Source organism: Verrucosispora sp. WMMD703 (assembly GCF_049178935.1).
GTDB lineage: Bacteria > Actinomycetota > Actinomycetes > Mycobacteriales > Micromonosporaceae > Micromonospora > Micromonospora sediminimaris.
This window is the reverse complement of record NZ_JBMHMM010000004.1, coordinates 3,055,604-3,072,605: the sequence shown is the minus strand read 5'-3', so window position 1 is coordinate 3,072,605 and position 17,002 is coordinate 3,055,604. Positions and strand designations below refer to the sequence as shown.

At 72.0% G+C, this 17,002-nt stretch carries 13 protein-coding genes; 3 read left to right on the top strand and 10 right to left on the bottom strand.

Going from position 1 to position 17,002, the window contains the following annotated elements:
* Positions 1-3: 3 nt before the first annotated feature.
* A complete protein-coding gene (gene treY, locus ACN26Z_RS14585; protein ID WP_421461733.1) occupies positions 4-2,289 on the bottom strand; it encodes a malto-oligosyltrehalose synthase in 2,286 nt (761 codons plus the stop codon).
* A gap of 1 nt (position 2,290) precedes the next feature.
* Positions 2,291-4,408 carry a glycogen debranching protein GlgX gene (glgX, locus tag ACN26Z_RS14580; protein ID WP_421461732.1) on the bottom strand — a complete coding sequence of 706 codons (2,118 nt, stop codon included), beginning with the start codon at positions 4,406-4,408 and terminating at the stop codon, positions 2,291-2,293.
* 360 nt (positions 4,409-4,768) lie between these two features.
* Between glgX and ACN26Z_RS14575 the strand changes: the two genes are divergently transcribed.
* Entirely contained in the window at positions 4,769-6,172 is a 1,404-nt protein-coding gene (locus tag ACN26Z_RS14575; RefSeq protein WP_282238801.1) for a glycosyltransferase family 4 protein, read from the top strand.
* 92 nt (positions 6,173-6,264) lie between these two features.
* Here the strand turns inward: ACN26Z_RS14575 and ACN26Z_RS14570 are convergent, their stop codons facing one another.
* Together ACN26Z_RS14570 and ACN26Z_RS14565 are read right to left on the bottom strand one after the other, a co-directional pair.
* On the bottom strand, positions 6,265-6,750 hold the full coding sequence (locus tag ACN26Z_RS14570; RefSeq protein ID WP_282238802.1) for a DinB family protein: 486 nt from the start codon (positions 6,748-6,750) through the stop codon (positions 6,265-6,267).
* 95 nt (positions 6,751-6,845) lie between these two features.
* Complete coding sequence (locus ACN26Z_RS14565; protein ID WP_421461731.1) at positions 6,846-6,968, bottom strand: hypothetical protein; 123 nt, start codon at positions 6,966-6,968, stop codon at positions 6,846-6,848.
* Positions 6,969-7,066: 98 nt separating this feature from the next.
* Here ACN26Z_RS14565 and ACN26Z_RS14560 point away from each other — a divergent pair, with 98 nt between their 5' ends.
* Together ACN26Z_RS14560 and ACN26Z_RS14555 are read left to right on the top strand one after the other, a co-directional pair.
* Positions 7,067-7,636 (top strand): maleylpyruvate isomerase N-terminal domain-containing protein, encoded by a 570-nt coding sequence (locus ACN26Z_RS14560; RefSeq protein ID WP_421464651.1) that lies wholly within the window; start codon positions 7,067-7,069, stop codon positions 7,634-7,636.
* A gap of 171 nt (positions 7,637-7,807) precedes the next feature.
* The gene (locus ACN26Z_RS14555; protein ID WP_396888058.1) at positions 7,808-8,059 is read left to right on the top strand and encodes a fasciclin domain-containing protein; all 252 of its coding nucleotides are present in this window, start codon (positions 7,808-7,810) and stop codon (positions 8,057-8,059) included.
* Positions 8,060-8,137: 78 nt separating this feature from the next.
* Here the strand turns inward: ACN26Z_RS14555 and ACN26Z_RS14550 are convergent, their stop codons facing one another.
* The 6 genes from ACN26Z_RS14550 to ACN26Z_RS14525 all read right to left on the bottom strand — a co-directional run bounded on the left by ACN26Z_RS14550 (position 8,138) and on the right by ACN26Z_RS14525 (position 16,983).
* Complete coding sequence (locus ACN26Z_RS14550; protein ID WP_093402738.1) at positions 8,138-9,421, bottom strand: citrate synthase; 1,284 nt, start codon at positions 9,419-9,421, stop codon at positions 8,138-8,140.
* Positions 9,422-9,670: 249 nt separating this feature from the next.
* Positions 9,671-11,686 carry a sulfatase-like hydrolase/transferase gene (locus ACN26Z_RS14545; RefSeq protein WP_421464650.1) on the bottom strand — a complete coding sequence of 672 codons (2,016 nt, stop codon included), beginning with the start codon at positions 11,684-11,686 and terminating at the stop codon, positions 9,671-9,673.
* Positions 11,687-11,763: 77 nt separating this feature from the next.
* A complete protein-coding gene (locus tag ACN26Z_RS14540; protein ID WP_421461730.1) occupies positions 11,764-13,239 on the bottom strand; it encodes a class I SAM-dependent methyltransferase in 1,476 nt (491 codons plus the stop codon).
* Positions 13,240-13,248: 9 nt separating this feature from the next.
* Positions 13,249-13,398 (bottom strand): hypothetical protein, encoded by a 150-nt coding sequence (locus ACN26Z_RS14535; RefSeq protein ID WP_155220336.1) that lies wholly within the window; start codon positions 13,396-13,398, stop codon positions 13,249-13,251.
* 250 nt (positions 13,399-13,648) lie between these two features.
* On the bottom strand, positions 13,649-14,872 hold the full coding sequence (locus tag ACN26Z_RS14530; protein ID WP_421461728.1) for a glycosyltransferase: 1,224 nt from the start codon (positions 14,870-14,872) through the stop codon (positions 13,649-13,651).
* 5 nt (positions 14,873-14,877) lie between these two features.
* Positions 14,878-16,983 carry an ArnT family glycosyltransferase gene (locus ACN26Z_RS14525; protein ID WP_282238808.1) on the bottom strand — a complete coding sequence of 702 codons (2,106 nt, stop codon included), beginning with the start codon at positions 16,981-16,983 and terminating at the stop codon, positions 14,878-14,880.
* Positions 16,984-17,002 lie beyond the last annotated feature (19 nt).

Here is a 17,002-nt window from a genome sequence, read left to right as displayed (position 1 = left end):
GGGTCAGGTGGTGGGCACCAGCAGCGCGACGGGATAGGTGGTCAACAGGTCCGCGAGGCGGACCTGAGAGCCACTGTAGACCCGACCGGTGAACAGGCACGACATCTCTTTAACGGGTAGTGACAGGGTGGTCTCCCGCCAGCCGCCGGCCGCCGCCAGTCGCAGCGGCAGCCGGGTGGCCACGGCGACCGCACCGCCCCGGTCGAAGGCCACGGCGTGCCGGGCCGCCGGCCCGTGCACGATGAGCGGCTGGTAGTCGCCGAACAGCTCCTGGTGGTCGCGACGCGCCCGCAGGGTCCGCGACACCACAAGCAGTTTCGCCGCGCCGGTCTCGTCCACCGGCGGCTGCCAGCCGGCGTCGAGCCGGGCCAGCAGTTCCCGGCGTACGCCGAAGTCGACCGGGCGGCGGTTGTCCGGATCGACCAGCGAGTTCTCCCACAGCTCGGTGCCCTGGTAGGTGTCGGGCACCCCGGGCATGGCCAGTTGCACGAGCTTCTGCCCCAGCGAGTTCGACCAGCCGGGCGGGGTGATCTCGGCGGCGAAGGCGGCCAGCTCCGAGCTGACGGCCGGGTCGTCGTACATGGCGTCGACCAGGGCGTGCATGGCCCGTTCGAAGTCCGGGTCGGGCTCCGTCCAGCTGGTCGAGGCCGCCGCCTCCCGGGCGGCCTTCTCCGCGTACGCGTGCAGGCGCTCGCGCTCGATGGGCCAGGCGCCGACGGCGGTCTGCCACAGCAGGTGGGCCAGGGCGGCGTCGGGCAACGGCACCGCCGCCATCCAGCGGGTGACCGCGTCGGCCCAGCGCTGCGGCAGCTCGGCGAGGACGGCGAGGCGGGCGCGGACGTCCTCACCACGTTTCGTGTCGTGGGTCGACAGGGTGGTCATGCTCGCCGGCCAGCGCTCGTGGCGGGCTGCGGCGAAGCGGTGGAACCGGCCGGGCCGGGTGCCGAAGTGGGTGGGGCTGCCGCCGACCTCGTTGAGCGCGATGAACCTGCTCCACCGGTAGTAGGCGGTGTCCTCGACGCCCTTGGCCATCACCGCGCCGGTGAACTGCGGGAAGCGGCGGGCCAGCTCGTCGTCGGGGTCGCGCAGCCGGCGGGTGATCGCGTCCAGCGCGCCGGTCAGGTCGGTGCGGCGGCGGCCGGCCTCGGCGCGGGCGTTGGCCAGGTGCCGTGCCCCCTCGGGCGGGTAGCCCCGGTAGACGGCGAAGGCGGCGGCGAGTTCGGCCAGGGCGGCGCGGGCCGTGTCCGGGTCGACGTCGGGGGCGAGCGCGGCCAGCCGGGTCAGTTCGGCGGCCAGCAGCCGGGTGGCGGCGCCGAGTTTCGTGTCGTGGGTCAGGTCGGCCCAGGAGGTGGCCCGGCCGGCGAGACGGGTGTCCAGGGCGGTGAATTCGGCTTCGGCGTCGCCGTCGACGAAGAGCCCGCCGACGGCGCCCAGCGCGTCGTAGCCGGTGGTGCCGTCGACCGGCCACGCCGGCAGTTCCTCGCCGTACTCCAGGATCTTCTCCACGATCAGCCAGGCCTCGGGTGCGGCTTCCCGCAGCCGGGCCAGGTAGCCGGCGGGGTCGCGCAACCCGTCGGGGTGGTCGACCCGGATGCCGTCGACCTCACCGGCCGCCACCCAGGCCAGGATCAGCTCGTGGGTGGCGGCGAACACGTCCGGGTCCTCCACCCGCAGCCCGGCGAGGCTGGAGACGGCGAAGAACCGGCGGTACGTCAGCTCGGCGTCGCCGCGTCGCCAGGAGACCAGCTCGTAGTGCTGCCGGTCGTGCACCTCGCGGGCGGCGCCGTCGCCGGTGCCGTCGGCGATCGGGAAGCGGTGTTCGTGGTAGCGCAGCTCCCCGTCGGCGAGCTTCAGGTCGTCGAGCGCGTCGGGGGTGTCGGCGAGCACCGGCAGCAGCAGCCGGCTCCGCTGCCAGTCGATGTCGAACCAGGCGGCGTACGCCGACTCGCGGCCCCGGCGCAGCACGTCCCACCAGGCCGGGTTGGCTGCCGGTACGGCCACTCCGGCGTGGTTGGGGACGATGTCCACGACCAGGCCGAGGCCGGCGTCCCGCAGTGCCCGTAGCAGCCGCTGCCGGCCGGCCTCGCCGCCGATTTCCGGGTTGACCTGCCGGTGGTCGACGACGTCGTAGCCGTGCGCGCTGCCCGGTGCGGCGGCCAGCAGCGGCGCGCTGTAGAGGTGGGTGACGCCGAGGTCGGCGAGGTAGCCGGCGAGGCCGGCGGTGGCGTCCAGGTCGAAGCCGGGGCGCACCTGCACCCGGTAGGTGGCGCCGACGGGCTTCGCAGGCATGTCAGGCCACCCTCTCCAGCACCACCAGGGACCGGTCCGGTACGCAGAGCGTGTCGCCGGCCTCCACGGTGGTGCCCTTGTCCTGGTCCGGTTCGGCGGTGCTGATCACCAGTTCCCAGCGGTGGCCGAACTCGGCCGGTGGGAGGGTGAAGTCCAGTGGTGCGTCGTGGGCGTTGAAGCAGAGCCAGAACGAGGCGTCGTGGTGGCGTTGGCCGTACTGGCCGCGTTCGCGGATGCCCTCACCGTTGACGAACAGCGCCACCGAGCGGCCGAAGTCGTTACCCCAGTCCTCGCCGGTCATCTCCCGCCCGTCGGGGGTGTACCAGGCCAGGTCGGGCAGCGGCTCGTCGACCTCGCGACCGTGCACCGGCAGGCCGCTGAAGAACCGGCGACGCTGGAACACCTGGTGCTGGCGGCGGAACTCGACGAGCCGGCGGGTGAAGTCGAGCAGTTCGGTGTCGGCGTTGTCCCAGTCGACCCAGGCCAGCTCGCTGTCCTGACAGTAGGCGTTGTTGTTGCCCCGCTGGGTCCGGCCCAGCTCGTCGCCGTGGCCGATCATCGGTACGCCCTGCGACAGCAGCAGGGTGGCGATGAAGTTGCGGCGCTGCCGGGCGCGCAGGCCGAGCACGCCCGGGTCGTCGGTGTCGCCCTCGACGCCGCAGTTCCAGGAGCGGTTGTGGCTCTCCCCGTCGCGGTTGTCCTCGCCGTTGGCCTCGTTGTGCTTGTCGTTGTACGACACCAGGTCGTTGAGGGTGAACCCGTCGTGGCAGGTGACGAAGTTGATGCTGTGGAAGGGACGGCGGCCGTCGTCCTGGTAGAGGTCGGCGGAGCCGGAGATGCGGGAGGCGAACTCGGCGAGGGTGGCCGGTTCGCCGCGCCAGAAGTCGCGGACCGTGTCGCGGTACTTGCCGTTCCACTCGGTCCACTGTGGCGGGAAGTTGCCGACCTGGTAGCCGCCGGGACCGACGTCCCACGGTTCGGCGATCAGCTTCACCCGGCTGACCACCGGGTCCTGCTGCACCACCTCGAAGAAGGTGGAGAGCCGGTCCACCTCGTAGAACTCGCGGGCCAGGGTGGCAGCCAGGTCGAAGCGGAAGCCGTCGACGTGCATCTCGGTCACCCAGTACCGCAACGAATCCATGATCAGTTGCAGTGAGTGGGGGCTGCGGACGTTCAGGCTGTTGCCGGTGCCGGTGTAGTCGACGTAGTAACGTCGGTCCTCCTCGGACAGCCGGTAGTAGCTGGGGTTGTCGACCCCCTTGAAGCTCAGCGTGGGGCCCAGGTGGTTGCCCTCGGCGGTGTGGTTGTAGACCACGTCGAGGATCACCTCGATACCGGCGGCGTGCAGCGCCTTGACCATGCCCCGGAACTCCTGCACCTGCTGGCCCAGATGGCCGAGGGCCGAGTACGCGTGGTGCGGGGCGAAGAAGCCGATGGTGTTGTAACCCCAGTAGTTGCGCAGCCCCAGGTCGGTCAGGCGGTGGTCGTTGACGAACTGGTGCACCGGCATCAGTTCGATGGCGGTGATCCCGAGCCGGGTCAGGTGCTCGATCATCGGGGGCGAGGCGATGCCGGCGTACGTGCCGCGCAACTCCTCGGGGATGCCGGGCAGCCGCATGGTCAGCCCGCGGACGTGGGCCTCGTAGATCACCGAGTGGTGGTACGGGATGCGCGGCGGCGCGTCGTTGCCCCAGTCGAAGTAGGGGTTCACCACCACCGACTTCGGCATGTACGGCGCCGAGTCGTCGGTGTTGATCCGATCGGGGTCGCCGTGGGTGTAGTCGTAGACCGCCGGATCCCACCGCACGTCACCGTCGATGGCCTTCGCGTACGGGTCGATGAGCAGCTTGGCCGGGTTGCAGCGCAGCCCGTTCGCCGGATCGTACGGGCCGTGCACGCGGTAGCCGTACCGCTGCCCCGGCCCGATCCCGGGGATGTACGCGTGCCAGACGTACGCGTCGACCTCCCGCAGCTCGACCCGGCGCTCGTGGCCCACGTCCCACTCGTCGAAGAGGCAGAGTTCGATCTTCTCCGCCACCTCGGAGAAGATCGCGAAGTTGGTGCCCATCCCGTCGTAGGTGGCCCCGAGGGGGTACCGCTCGCCCGGCCAGACCTGCATGTCGCTCCTTCGGCCCACATGTCATGAGCGCGCCCGCACCATGAGCGCACCCGCCGGGGCGGCCCGGTGATGCGCGCGGCGGTAATGCCCCGCACGGTCCACCGCCAATCCATCCGATCGGGTGAATGCCCGGTATCCGCCCGACTGAGCCGAGATGAACCCTGCGGTGTCCTCGGTCACTGAGGCCCTCTTCGAGATGCGCGATCGGCCGTCATGACGTTTCCTTGTTCGCGGGCGCGTAGTGCGCGCGCCTATCAGATCCTTGCACCGCGGACGCGTCCACGCGTGTCCGAAACCCAACCCTGCCCGTTCGCCGCCACCGACGTCGGCGCGTTCCTTCCTGCACGGACGGAGACTGATGTGACCACCCTGCGGGTCGGCGGACGTACCGCCACCGCTCCGGACCGCGTCCACCGCCCCACGCTCACCTCGCGCCCCCAGGTTCCGACGCCGTCCGGCCCTACCGCCGGGACACAGACCCGCCGCATCCTGATGCTGTCGTGGGAGTACCCGCCGGTACTCGTGGGCGGCCTGGGTCGGCACGTGCACGCCCTGTCGGTGGCGCTGGCCGCCGCCGGTCACCAGGTCACCGTCGTCACCCGCCACGCCGACGGCGCGCCGCTTGAGGAATACGTCGACGGCGTACGCGTCGTCCGTGCCGCCGAGGACCCGGTCACCTTCCCGCTGGCCACCGGATCGCTGCTGGCCTGGACCATGGCCTTCAACCACACCCTCACCCGCGCCGCCCTACGCGCCGCCGCGACCGACGACTACGACGTCATCCACGCCCACGACTGGCTCGTCGCGCACACCGCGATGACCCTGCGCGACCACCTCGACCTCCCCCTCGTCACCACCATCCACGCCACCGAAGCCGGCCGGCACCAGGGCTGGCTACCCGAGGAGATGAACCGCACCATCCACGGGGTGGAGCACTGGTTGGGCGGCGAGTCGAACCGGGTGATCGTCTGCTCCGGCTACATGCGCGACGAGGTGGCCGGCCTGTTCGGCGTGCCGAACGGCCGGGTCGACGTGGTGCCCAACGGGGTCGAGCCGCACCGCTGGCGGGTCTCCGCCGCCGCCGTGGCCAAGGCGCGGGCCCGGTTCGCCGGAGACGGGCCGCTTGTCACCTTCGCCGGCCGGCTGGTCTACGAGAAGGGTGTGCAGCACCTGATCGCCGGGCTGCCCCGGCTGCGTGAGCGGCACCCGGGGCTGCGCGCGGTGATCGTCGGCGACGGGCCGTACCGGGGTGAACTGGAGGCCCACGTGCACCGGCTCGGCCTGGCCGACACCGTCAGCCTGCCCGGTTTCCTCGGCGGCACCGACCTGCCCGCAGTGATGGCCGCCTCGGACTGCTTCGCCGTGCCCAGCATCTACGAGCCGTTCGGCATGGTCGCCCTGGAGGGAGCCGCCGCCGGTGCGCCGCTGGCGGTAGCCGAGACCGGTGGGTTGTCCGAGATCGTCGAGCCGGGCGTCACCGGCGTGACCTTCCGGCCGCACGATCCGGACGCGCTGACCGACGCGGTGCACACCCTGCTCTCTGACACCGAACGCGCCCGGACGCTGGCCCGCCGGGCCCGGGTGATGGTGCACGAGCAGTACGGCTGGGCCGCCATCGCCAGCCGCACCGCCTCGACGTACGCCTCGGCGATCACCCAGGCCCCGACGTTCACCGCCGAACGCGCGGCGCAGCAGATGGCGCACGGGCGGGCGCTCCCGGCGCTCCCGGAGGGCAACCTGCTCGCCGCCGCCGGCCTGCGCTGACCCCTTACCCACCGCTCGCGCTTGCGGGCGCCTCGCCCCGACCCGGACCTCGACCGGGTCGGGGCGATGACCCATCGGCGATCGGGGGGCGGCTATCGGGGCCCGAGTCCCGTCCTTCCGTCGAGCAGCTCGCGCGCCGCGTCGAGATGACCCGCGTGTCGTGCGGTCTCCTCGATCATGTGCAGGACGACGCGCCGCAGGTCGGTGACCTCTTCTCCGAGCGGGCCGGGGTGCCGCTCGCGTACCGGGGCGGACAGCGACGTGGCGGCGAGGACGGCGTCGGACCGCTCGCACTGGGCACGGTAGAACTCCAGCACCACCGACGGCGGTCGGGGCGTGGTCAGCGGCGCGTGGTCGTCGTCGGGCCAGACCAGCGGGACGGCCGAGCCGAGCATGATCTCCTGGAACCAGTGTCGCTCGGCGTAGCCGAGGTGCTCCACCAGGCCCAGCGGCGTCCACCCGGAGGGCAGCACGGCGGTGGTCAGGGCCGTCACGTCGAGCCCGTCGATGATCGCGAGGACGCTTACCCGCTGCGCCTCCAGGAACATCGACAGTGCGCTCTTCTCCTCGTCACCCATGCCGTGCATCCCCTTTTGTCAGCCGATGCCCCGGGACGTGTCGCCCAGATCGGCTCCAGCGAATGCGGACGGTAGCAATCCCGACCGACACTTGCTCACGACCGCCGTCGGCAAACCCCTAGTCTGCCGATCAGCACGGCGGCCAGCATCAACAGGTGGGCCACCAGCACCACGCGCCCACCGAGCGAGAACGGTGGGACCCGCACCTGCTGACTCATGGGCGGCACCGTACCGCTCACCCGGTTGGTGCGGCAGCCCGGACCTGACGGGGCCACCGGCCGGCAGGGCGAATGGCAGCATGCTGGACATGACGAGGATGGACGGTGGGGACGTCGAGCGGGCGGTGACCGAGATGGTGCGGGTGCTCACGCCGCACCTGTCCCGGGACTGGCGGGAACACCGGGCGGGCCCGCTGAAGTGGAGTTGCTGGACGACGGCGGTCCACGTCGCCCACGACCTGCTGGCGTACGCGGGTCAGGTCGCAGCCCGCCCGGATGCGGCGTACCTGCCGTTCGACCTGGTCGTCCGGGACGACGCCGCGCCGCGCGATGTTCTCGCAGTGGTCACCGCCTGCGGGCGGCTGCTCAGCGAAGCGGTCGACGCTGCGGATCCGGCCGCCCGTGGGTGGCACTGGGGGCCGACCGATCCGGGTGGCTTCGCCGCACTGGGGGTCAACGAGACGCTCGTGCACACCTGGGACATCGCCCAGGGGCTCGGGATCGACTGGCGGCCACCGGCGGCGCTGTGCGCGGCGGTGCTCGCCCGGCTCTTTCCGCAGGCCCCGGCCGGGGATCCGGTCGATGTGTTGCTCTGGTGCACCGGCCGGGCCGAGCTGGCCGGCCAGCCCCGGGTGACGTCCTGGGTGCTGAAGGCCGCCGTCGACTGACAGACCCGGCGGGCACCGCCGGGCGGCGCGTGGGGCGGCGCCCGCCGGATGGCACCAGACCCGTTCGGGTAGTCGGTCTGCCGTTACGATCTATCCACACTGGTCGGCGACGCTGCGCATCCGACACACTCGCAGGCATCCGGCGGCGGTGCGGTCCGAGGAGGGCGCGGGTTGCTGCGCGATCATCTGGTCACCGGGGCGCTGCCGGTGGCCGAGCTGGTCGCCGCCGGCACGGTTACCACCGTCGCCGGCACCAGCCTCACCGTCACCGGTGTCGGGCAGGGCGCCCGCCTCGACGACCAGGCCGAGACGGTGTGCGCCGACTACCGGGCCGGCGCCGCCCGCATCCATGTCATCAACGAGGTGCTCGGCGACCTGCCCACCACTGCGGGTCAGGACGACGACGGCCATCCGGCGCACTGAACGCGGCACGACGACGGCCGCCGTACCCGTGATCGGGTGCGGCGGCCGTCGTCGTGCGGGCTGCGTCAGGTTGCGCGGTCAGCGCTGCTCGACGGGGAGGTAGTTCCGCTCGGCGGCACCGGTGTAGACCTGCCGCGGACGGCCGATCTTGGTCTCCGGGTCGTTGATCATCTCGCGCCACTGGGCGATCCAGCCCGGCAGCCGCCCCAGGGCGAACAGCACGGTGAACATCTTCGTCGGGAAGCCCATGGCCTTGTAGATCAGGCCGGTGTAGAAGTCGACGTTCGGGTAGAGCTTGCGGGAGACGAAGAAGTCGTCGGCGAGGGCGATCTCCTCCAGCTGCATCGCGATGTCCAGCAGCGGATCCGGCTTGGCCATCCGGCCGAGCACGTCCTGCGCCGCCTGCTTCACGATCGCGGCACGCGGGTCGTAGTTCTTGTAGACCCGGTGGCCGAACCCCATCAGCTTGACGCCGTCCTCGCGGTCCTTCACCTTGCGGACGAACGACTGCACGTCACCGCCGTCGGCCTGGATGCGCTCGAGCATCTCCAGCACCGCCTGGTTGGCGCCGCCGTGCAGCGGGCCGAACAGCGCGTTGACGCCGGCCGAGACCGAGGCGAACAGGTTGGCGTTGCTGGAGCCCACCAGCCGCACCGTCGAGGTGGAGCAGTTCTGCTCGTGGTCGGCGTGCAGCACGAAGAGCATGTCCAGCACCCGGGCGATCACCGGGTCGACCTCGTACGGCTCCGCCGGCACACCGAACGTCATCCGCAGGAAGTTCTCCACGTAGCCCAGGGAGTTCTCCGGATACAGCAGCGGCTGCCCGATCGCCTTCTTGTACGCGTACGAGGCGATGGTCGGCACCTTCGCCATCAGCCGGACCGTGGACATCTCCACGTGTTCGGCGTCGAACGGGTCGAGGCTGTCCTGGTAGAAGGTGGAGATGGCGCTGACGGCGGAGGAGAGCACCGCCATCGGGTGGGCCTCCCGGGGGAAGCCGTCGAAGAAGCGCCGCATCTCCTCGTGCAGCAACGAGTGCCGGCGGATCCGCTCGGTGAACTCGGTCAGCTCCTGGGTGGTCGGCAGCTCACCGTAGATCAGCAGGTAGGAGACCTCCAGGAAGGAGCTCTTCTCGGCCAGCTGATCGATCGGGTAGCCACGGTAACGCAGGATGCCCGCGTCACCGTCGATGTAGGTGATCGCGGACGAACAGGCGGCGGTGTTGACGAACCCCGGGTCGTACGTCGTCAGCCCGGTTTCCTTCAGCAGCTTGCCCACACCGATCCCGGCGGGGCCCTCGACCGCGGAATGTACCGGCATCGACAGCTGCCCGCCGGGGTGATCGAGCTTGACTTCCGTCATGTGGTTCCTCGCTTCGCCGGCAGATCTACGTTGAATTGCCTTCGCTTCTACCGTAATTGCGGTTGCGGCAACACCGCCGCTCGTGGTTCGGCGGTGAGGCATGCGTCACCCGATTCCCGACCGAAGCGCCGGGAAACCCCGACGACCGGGACGGACAGGCAGGAAAGGCGCACGTAGCGTGCAAACAGGCGGAGTGAGAAACGATCCAGGACCGGCGCGCGTGCCGACCTGGCGGGCCCGACGGACCGGTCAGGAGATCGACAGCTGACGAAGTTGGCCGTCCTGGCCGACCAGGTAGAGGTCGAGGCGGTTGGCACCGGCCCGGAACAGCCGGTCGTCGGCGAGCAACGCCGCGAAGCGCCGGCCGCCGGGGTCCGGGGCGACCACCGGGACCACCGCCGTGACGGTGCCGTTGACGGCCACCGCCAGCTCGGTGCCGTCGGGGACGTCGTCGTCGACGGTGCCCCAGATCATGCCGGGCAGCACACCCTCGTCGGGATCGACGGCACGGAAGGCGTCCAGCCCACCGACCCGGGCGCTGCCGGAGATCGGTGCCGCGCCCACGGCCGTGCCGACCAGCCGGTGCGGCGCCATCGGTGGCGGCGCGGCCGGCACCCCGCCGCTGATCGGCATCGGCTGGGACGGCCGGTCGTAGAAGACCTTGCCCGCGTCGGCGCGGGGCCCCTGCCGGGCGGAACGACCGTCGACCCCCCAGGGCAACCGGATGGCGGCCTCGTCGGCGATCGTCGGCAGCAGGTCGACGTGTTGCCAGTTGCGGTCGTCGACCCGCCCGCTGCGCTGGCCGGGCGTCTTGACGAACAGCGGCACCCAGGCCACCTCGTCGGCGGCGGCGCGGATCGCGTCCTCGCCGCGCCCCTGCACGCCCTTTGTGAAACTGACTCCGTGGTCGGCGGTGACCACCACGAGCGCCTCGTCCCACAGTCCGCTGGCGCGCAGCGTACGCATCGTCTCGCCAATCAGCCGGTCGGTGTAGCCGAGTTGGGCGAGGTGCCGGGCGCGGGCCAGGTCCACCCAGCCGTCACCCTCGTTGGGGAAGTCCTCCGGGGCCTCGTACCGCGCCCCGGACGGCAGGAACGCCCACGGCGAGTGGGGCATCAGCAGGTGCAGGAAATGCAGTGTCGGTCGCGCCGACGGGGTCAGGCCGGTGAGGAAGCTGGTGAAGCGGGCCGGCTGGTTGACGTTGAGGCTGTCCCAGCGGAACTTCGGGTCGGTCGGCACCGGCTCTGCGGCGTCGATGCCGGCCTCCTCGGCGGTGCGTTCGCGGTAGGAGTCCTCCGGGTCGATCCGACTGTCGTGCGGCGCGATCACCTGACGCAGCAGCTCCGCCGTCTCCCGCACCAGCACGCCGGTCCCCTGTTCCGGGGTGACCGGCTGCTCGCAGCGGCTCGGCGGGCAGAGCCGGGTGATGCTCTCCTCGGCGCGGATGTCGTACAACCCGCCGAAGGCGGTGAAGAGGTTGTCCGGGTAGTGCGAGTAGTGCGGGGCGAACGACTCCGCCGGGTAGCGGCCGGTCAGCATCGCCGGCAACGCGTACGGGGTCCAGCCGCTGACCCCTGTCGCGTTGCGGTACCAGGTCGAGGCGGCGGCCAGCTCGGCGAAGTGCGGAAACCGGGTCGCGTCGACGCCACCGGTGGCGTCGAGCAGGGAGACCAGCGGAAGCTCGTCGAGGATCAGCATGATCACCGGCGGGTGCCGGTTGCCGGTCGCCGTGCCCGCCACGCCGCCGTCGCCGAGCGGCAGCACCACCGGCCCGGTCGGCGAGGCGAACAGGAACAGCCCGACGAAGATCAGCGGGCCGACGGCCGCCAGGCGCAGCACCCGACCGAGAGCCGTCCAGCGCCGGTGAGCGACGGCTCCGGCGGCGCCGAACACCAGCGCCACCAGCAGCAGCGGTACGCCCCGCAGCGGTGTGGTGTGCCGGCCCACCTGCACCGCCAGCGCGGCGACCAGCAGCCCGAGCAGCAGGCTGTGGGTGACCGTCCGCACCGCGGCTCCGGCCAGGCCGGCGAGCAGGCCCAGCAGCCCGAGCGCCACCGTCGGCACCACCGCGACCAGAGCCACCAGCAGCAGGATCTCGCCCCGGTCGGCCCGGTGGAACAGGAAGAAGTCCGGGCTGCGGCCGAGGATGTCCAGCAACGGCTGGGTGATCACCAGCCCGACCAGCGCGGTGACCTCCAGCAGCCGCCGGCCCTCAGCTCGCCAGCCGCCCCAACCCCACCACCTGCGGCGTACCGTCTCGGTCAGATCGGTCGGCGCGGACGGGGCCGGCACCGGTTCGCTGCCGGGACCGCTCACGCCGGCCTCGGTGGTGGGGCGGTCGGTCACGGAAGCGCCACCCGGTACAACGTGCGGGTCCCCGAGGGCAGTTCCAGCCGGTCCTCGACGGTGCCGTGGCCGGCGAGCAGGGCCTCGAAGGCATCCCGCCGGTAGTCGGGAAAGATGCCGTCGGGCTTGTTGGCCAGCAGTCGGGCGGCCATCGGGTCGTCCGGGTGGACGAACTCGGCCACCAGCCGGCCGCCGGGCGCGGCGAAGCCGGCGAGGCAGGCCAGCACCTCCGGCAGCGGCACGTTGCGTCCGATCGCCAGGTGGTGCACCAGGGCCAGGGCGAGCACGGTGTCCGCGTTGACCCGGGCGGCGAACGAGGCCCGTTCGGTGCCGCGCCAGCCACCGCCGGGCGACGGGTCGGCCAGGTCCATCACCAGCGGCAGGACGTGCCGTTCGCCCTCTCCGCGCAGGGTGCGGTACAGCCGGTCGACCACCGCCGGGTCCTGCTCCACGGCGACCACGTAGTCGGCGTGCCGGGCCGCGAGGCGCGCGTACCGTCCGTCGTTGGCGCCCAGGTCGAGCACGAGCCGGCGCCGACCGGCGACGCTCAACGCGGCAGCCACGAAGCGCTCCTTGCCCGCCCGGTCGTCGCCGGAGTAGCCGCAGGTCTGCTGGTAGTCGACCCAGTGGGTGGCAGCCGGCTGATGATCAAGGCGGCGGACGAGCTTCTCCAGCCCCCGCACGGTGGCCACGGCCAGCTCACGGGTGTACCCGGCGTCGCGCAACTGGGCGCGTACGTCGGCGGTGCTGGTGTCGGCGCTGCGGCGCTGCACGGAGCCGTGCAGGTGGACGTGGGTGAGCACCCCGGGCAACAGCCGACGGGTGCCCCGGAACAGTGGTCCCATCTGCTCCGGCTCGATGCCGTCGACCTGGGCCCGCAGCCACGGTTGGAAGGCCAGCCCCAGGTGGGCGCTGAGCATCAGCGGGTAGAGCAGTGTCTGGCAGAACTGTCGGTAGCCGGCCCAGGGTTCACCGTCGCGCAGCGGAGTGAAGGACCCGATGTCGATGAAGACCGGCTCGGTGCCGCGCCACTGGAGGTTGTACGCCGAGCCGTCCTTCGTGGTGAAGCCCGCCGGCAGGGCGGCCCGGAGGATCTCCAGGTGCAGCAGCGCGGCGTCGCGCAGCATGGCGAAGGACCACTCGTACGGGTGTGAGACGAACGGAACGCGCTCGTGCCGAAGCACCGTCGCCCAGTCGGTCGACGCCGGACCCGACGGCAGTTCCCGCAACGGCGACTCCACCGGCAGTTCCTCGGTGCCGCAGACCTTGCCGGCGGCGAGCAACGGCGGAAAGAAGCTGCTGGCGGCGAGGGCACGCCAGTCGGCGGCGGCGGTCCGGTCGAGCGCGCGCAGCACGTCGTCGCCGGCGTGGAACACCCGGTTCGCCGGGTCGCGGAACGAGCCGGGCTCTGGCCGAGGGTCGACGTGCAGCGGGGCCGGTCGCGACGACCGGCCAAGGTCCGGAATCACCATCGGATCGGGTCAGCTCTGGTCGGTGGGCTGGCGGCGGAACCGGCTGACGAGCCTGCGCCAGTAGAGCTTGGCCGCGACCGCGACGCCGGCGATCCCGCCGACCACCGCCTGCACGATCAGGCTGCCGGATCCCGCGTCCAGGTAGGCCAGGTGGTTCACCGACCGCTCCTTCCTCTGCCGTCACAACCGACACCAACCGCCATAAGTCTCGCATTGAGTATTCGGGCGGCCTGGCCGGACCATGCCACCGTACGCTGCCAATTGCCACCTGTCGGGCACAACAACACACTTCCCACCCCATTTCCCCCCGCCCCCACCCCGACGCCCGGTTGATCAAGAAGTTTCCGCCTAGTTCGATCTTCATCGGCGACCAGAACTTCTTGATCAACACGGTGTGTCGGGGGTGCTGTCAGGGGTGGTGGTGCATGGCTAGGCGGAGCAGGGTGAAGCGCAGGGCTGTGGCGGCGAGGTTTGCCGCAAGCAGGACCGCCAGTTCCACAGCCCGGTCCGGGGTGGTGGCCGCGTGCAGGATGGCCAGTGACCCGCTGGTGAGCGCGAGGCCGAGAGCGAACGCCAGCAGTCCCTGCACGTGGTGCCGGGTGACGTGCCGGCGTCCGGCGATGCCGAAGGTGAGCCGCCGGTTGGCGGCGGTGTTGGCCACCGCGGTGAGCAGCAACGCCAGCAGATTCGCCGGCTGGGCACCGAGCGCACCCCGGGTCAGCGTGAACAGCAGCAGGTACGCGCAGGTGCTGACCACCCCCACGGCGGCGAACCGGACCAGTTGCCGGGGCAGCCCGGCGGGCGCCTGCTGCGGCGGTGCCGCCAGCGGAGCCCGACCGAGCTGCGCTCTCAGCTCGGCCAGGGGCAGCGCACCGGTCAGCAGCGCCCGGCCGAGCCGACCGATGCCGCGCAGATCGGCCACGGCGGTGGCCACCACGTCCACCCGGCTGTCCGGGTCGTCGATCCAGTCGACCGGCACCTCGTGGATGCGTAGTCCGGCCCGCTGCGCCAGCACCAGCAGCTCGGTGTCGAAGAACCAGCCGGTGTCCTGCACCAGTGGCAGCAGCTCGCGGGCCACGTCCGCCCGGATGGCCTTGAACCCGCACTGCGCGTCGGAGAACCGGACGGCCAGGGTGCCGCGCAGCAGCAGGTTGTACGTCCGGGAGATGACCTCCCGCCGGGCACCGCGCACCACCCGGGCGGTACGCGCCAGCCGGGTACCGATGGCCACGTCGGAGTGACCCGAGATCAGTGGCGCGACCAGCGGCAGCAGCGCCGCGAGATCGGTGGAGAGGTCGACATCCATGTACGCCAGCACCGGCGCGTCCGACGCCGACCAGGCCGCCCGCAGGGCCCGCCCGCGGCCCTTGGCGGACAGGTGCCGTACCCGAACCTCGGGCAGCTCGACGGTGAGGGCCTCGGCGACGGCCGGCGTGCCGTCGATGCTGGCGTTGTCGGCGATGGTGATCCGGAACGGGTACGGGAAGTGCTCGGCCAGGTGGGCGTGCAGTCGCCGGACGCTCGGGCCGAGGTCGACCTCTTCGTTGTAGACCGGGACGACGACGTCCAGTACCGGGTTCGGTGCGCCGGGCCGGGCCGGTACGGCGGCGCGGGAACCGATCGAGGTGATCATCGCGGTCACCCCTGCCGTCCGCTGCTCAGGTCGTAGAGAGCGACCCCGTCGACGGTCTGCGTCGGGAAGTTCGCCGCGACCCAGGCGGCGATCTCCGAGGAGGCGGAGCTGCCGCCGTTGGTGCCCCGGAAGCCACCCCCGCCGAGGAACCAGTGGATCCTGCCGTCGGCCACGTACCGCTGGAACTGCTCGAGGGTGGGCGACGGGTCGCTGCCGTTGAAGCCGCCCACCGCCATCACCGGCCGGCCGGTGGCCAGCTGGTAGCCGGAGGCGTTGTTGGAACCGACGGTGGCCGCGATCCAGGTGTAGTCGTCCCCGTCGCGTTGCAGCAGCTCCCGCAGTTCCGCGCTCGGCTCCCGGGAGTCGAGCAGGCCGCCAGTGCCGCCACGGTTCGCTCCGGTCCGCCCGGCCGTCGGCGGCCCACCGGGGACTTGGCCACCGGAGACCGCACCGCCGAGGGGTCGGCCGCCGTCGGTCTGGCCGGCGCCGTCGGCTGTGCCCGGCGGGCCGAAGCCGGATCGGCCGTCGCCGGGTCGACCGGTGCCGTCGAAGCGGCCGGCGTAAGGGCCGTCGGCGAAACGTCCGCCCCCGCCCGGCCCGAATCCGCCGCGCGCCTGCGGACCGGCGGTCGGGATGGCGCCGGTGTGCGGGGTCGCTGCGGTCTGCATCGCGTACGCGGCCGGCCCGGCCAGCGCCACCGCCGCGCTGACCAGCAACGCCGGGACGGCCGCGCGGCGGACCAGCCGATGGGCCAGCAGCAGCGTCGACACCGCGATCAGCCCGCCGACCAGTACGGCGGTACGCAGCCACGGATACCAGTCGGAGGTACGGCCCAGCAGCGTCGCCGACCACACCGCAGTGACGACGACGGTGCCGGCGAGGACCAGGGTGGACGCGATCCGTCGTCCCCTCGACGCGACGGCGCGGGCCTGCCAGAGCAGGGTCGTGCCGATGCCGACCAGCGCGGCGACCGCCGGTGCCAGCGCCACCGTGTAGTACTCGTGGAAGATGCCGGACATGTAGCTGAAGATCCCGCCGGTGACCAGCAGCCAGCCGCCCCAGAGCAGCAGCCCCGCCCGCGCCCGGTCGGTACGCGCCGCCCGGCCTGCCAGCACCAGCCCGGCCACCAGCAGGATCAGTGCGGCCGGCAGCAGCCAGGAGATCTGCCCGCCGACCTGCCCACCGAACATGCGCAGCGGGCCGGCCTGTCCGGAGAACGGGCCGCCGCCGCCCGGCCCGCCGCCACCGCCGACGCTGCCCACCTCGTTGCCGGTGATCCGACCGAGACCGTTGTAGCCGAGGGTCAGCTCCAACACGCTGTTGGACTGCGACCCGCCGATGTACGGGCGGTGCGCGGCGGGCACCAGCTCGACCACCGCCACCCACCAACCGGCGGCCACCACCACAGCCAGCCCCGCGATCAGCACCTGCCGGAGCCGGCGGCCCGGCGTGGTCGGCGCGGCGATCAGATACACCGCCGCGAGGACCGGCAGCACCAGAAACGCCTGGAGCATCTTGGTCAGGAAGCCGAAGCCGACCAGGGCGCCGGCCAGCACCAACCACCGGGTGCTTGCCGTCTCCAGGGCGCGGACCGTGGCGTACGCGGCGGCGACCAGCAGCAGCACCAGCAACGCGTCCGGATTGTTGAACCGGAACATCAGCGTGGCCACCGGCGTCACGGCGAGCACCCCGCCGGCGATCAGGCCGGCGATCGGCCCGTACCAACGGCGCACTGCGGCGTACAGCAGGCCGACCGTGGCCACCCCGCAGAGCGCCTGCGGCACCAGCAGCGCCCAGCTGTTCAGACCGAACAGGCGTACGGAGAGCGCCATCAGCCACAGCGAGGCGGGTGTCTTGTCGACGGTGATCGAGTTGCCCGCGTCCGACGAGCCGTAGAAGAAGGCCGTCCAGTCCTGCGAGCCGGCCTGCGCCGCGGCGGCGTAGTAGGAGTTGGCCCAGCCGGAGGCGCCCAGGCCCCACAGGTAGAGCAGCCCGGTGGCCAGCAGCAACGCGGCCAGGGCCGGCCGTACCCAGGCGGTCGAGGGGGCCGAAGGGTCGGGTGAGGCGGTGGGCGCCCCGGACGGGTGCGACGGATTGCCTGTGCTGTCCATGCCGGCCAGCCTCGGCCAG

What these genes read in the sequence shown, in the direction of transcription:
- ACN26Z_RS14550 (WP_093402738.1), bottom strand. Translation starts at nt 9,421, where the DNA reads ATGACGGAAGTCAAGCTCGATCACCCCGGCGGGCAGCTGTCGATGCCG.
- ACN26Z_RS14570 (WP_282238802.1), bottom strand. Translation starts at nt 6,750, where the DNA reads ATGGGTGACGAGGAGAAGAGCGCACTGTCGATGTTCCTGGAGGCGCAG.
- ACN26Z_RS14540 (WP_421461730.1), bottom strand. Translation starts at nt 13,239, where the DNA reads ATGGTGATTCCGGACCTTGGCCGGTCGTCGCGACCGGCCCCGCTGCAC.
- glgX (WP_421461732.1), bottom strand. Translation starts at nt 4,408, where the DNA reads ATGCAGGTCTGGCCGGGCGAGCGGTACCCCCTCGGGGCCACCTACGAC.
- ACN26Z_RS14530 (WP_421461728.1), bottom strand. Translation starts at nt 14,872, where the DNA reads ATGATCACCTCGATCGGTTCCCGCGCCGCCGTACCGGCCCGGCCCGGC.
- ACN26Z_RS14560 (WP_421464651.1), top strand. Translation starts at nt 7,067, where the DNA reads ATGGACGGTGGGGACGTCGAGCGGGCGGTGACCGAGATGGTGCGGGTG.
- ACN26Z_RS14565 (WP_421461731.1), bottom strand. Translation starts at nt 6,968, where the DNA reads ATGAGTCAGCAGGTGCGGGTCCCACCGTTCTCGCTCGGTGGGCGCGTG.
- ACN26Z_RS14525 (WP_282238808.1), bottom strand. Translation starts at nt 16,983, where the DNA reads ATGGACAGCACAGGCAATCCGTCGCACCCGTCCGGGGCGCCCACCGCC.
- treY (WP_421461733.1), bottom strand. Translation starts at nt 2,289, where the DNA reads ATGCCTGCGAAGCCCGTCGGCGCCACCTACCGGGTGCAGGTGCGCCCC.